This window comes from Sphingomonas elodea ATCC 31461 (genome assembly GCF_000226955.1).
Taxonomy (GTDB): Bacteria; Pseudomonadota; Alphaproteobacteria; order Sphingomonadales; family Sphingomonadaceae; genus Sphingomonas; species Sphingomonas elodea.
Genome location: NZ_AGFU01000096.1, coordinates 1 through 1,648, shown reverse-complemented (window position 1 = coordinate 1,648; position 1,648 = coordinate 1). Strand labels below are relative to the sequence as shown.

Annotated in this window: 1 protein-coding gene and 1 pseudogene; both read right to left on the bottom strand. The window is 63.7% G+C overall.

The genetic code is table 11. The annotated features are described in order from the left end of the window. A partial coding sequence (locus KK7_RS21240) for a methyl-accepting chemotaxis protein (RefSeq protein WP_040599288.1) occupies nucleotides 1-1,385 on the bottom strand: 1,385 nt, incomplete at its 3' end. Between the two features lie 83 nt (nucleotides 1,386-1,468). After that, a pseudogene (locus tag KK7_RS0118760) lies at nucleotides 1,469-1,648 on the bottom strand (chemotaxis protein CheW); the annotation flags it as partial.

Genomic DNA, 1,648 nt, shown 5'->3' with positions numbered 1-1,648 from the left:
GTCTGGCGGGCGATTTCCTGGACGATGCCGATCTTCTCGGCGATGGTCCGCATCGCGCCGACGGCACGCTCGACGGCTTCGCCACTGCTTTCGGCGGCCTGGGCCGACTGGCGCGCCATCTTCTCGGTCTGGACCGCATTTTCGGTGTTCTGGCGGATGTTGGCCGCCATTTCCTCCATCGAGGCGGAGACCTCCTCGGTGGCCGCGGCCTGTTCGGTCGCGCCCTGCGACAGCTGTTCCGAACTGGCCGAGAGTTCCTGGCTGCCCGCGGCAACCTGCTCGGCCGAGTTGCGGGTGTCGGCGATGATCACCCGCAGCCGTTCGATCATGCGGACCAGCGAGGTGCCCAGCATGTCGCTGTCGGACAGCGGCTTGTGCGAGATGGTGAGATTGCCGTCGGCGATCTTGTTGGCCAGGTCGGCGGTGACCCGCAGATTGTCGACCAGCAGGTTGATCGCATCCCGCATGCGCCGGTGATCACCTTCGCAGGACAGCTCGAATCGTTCGCGCAGGTCGCCGGCGCTGACCTGGTTGAGCACGCGATTGGCCTCGGTGATCGGGACCACGATCGCATCCAGCATGCCGTTGATGCCCGATACCAGCCCCGCGAAATCGCCTACGAAGCGCTTTTCGTTTCCGCGCTCGCTGAGATGGCCGGCGGTGGAGGCCTTGATCAGCCGCTGGACCTCCTCGGTGATCTCGCGCAGATTCCTGCGAAGCGTCTCCACCGTGTCGTTGATGAACGCCTTCTTGCCCGGGAAGCTATCCAGCGGCGCGTTGAAATTCCCTTCGCCGAATTCCTTGATGCAAGCCATTGCCTTCTTCTTCACGGCGATGTGGCTGGCGACCATGGTGTTCACGCCCTGCGCCATGATCGCGAAGTCGCCGCGGAATTTCTCGACCGGCACGAAGACGTCGATGTCACCCTTGTCATGCTCGGTCGACATGTGCCGCATTTCGGCGATGAGGCCCTGGAGGTTGCCCCGCAGCGTCTCGATGGTTTCGTTGATAAAGGCCTTCTTGCCCGGCAGCTGCTCCATCGGCGCGCTGAAATCGCCTTCGCTGAACGCTTTGATGCAGGCCATCGCCTTCTTCTTCACGGCGATATGGCTGGCGACCATGGTGTTCACCCGCCGTGCGATGACCGAGAAATTGCCCTGAAAGGCCTCGATGGGCAGGACGACGTCGATGTCGCCCTTGTCGTGTTCGGCCTGCATCTCGCAGACGGAGTCGTTCAGGGCGTTCACCGGACGCGTCACCTTCTCGAGAAGCTGGTTGATCGCGGCGAGCACTTCCCGGTTCTGGCCCTGTGCCAGCGCCAGATCGGCACGTTCGGCAATGTCCCCGCGCGCCATGGCGCTGTCGAGACGCGCGATCTCGGCCATCAACTTGGGATAGGATACGCCATTGAAAATATTGATGGACATGGTGTGCTTCCTTCAGGCGATTTGAAGAGGGTGTCGCGGGGTCATGCTGCCGCTGCGGCGACGATGTCCTCGCCGAGGAGGTCGGCGAAGATGGCGTGGAGGTCTGGGAGGACGACGACGGCGTCCTGTCGGCGGACAAGGGTGCGGACGAAATGGCGGCGCCAGCGCATGCCGACTGCGGGGGGCTCCTCGGCGTCGGCCTGGGTCAGCGTCGCGACCTC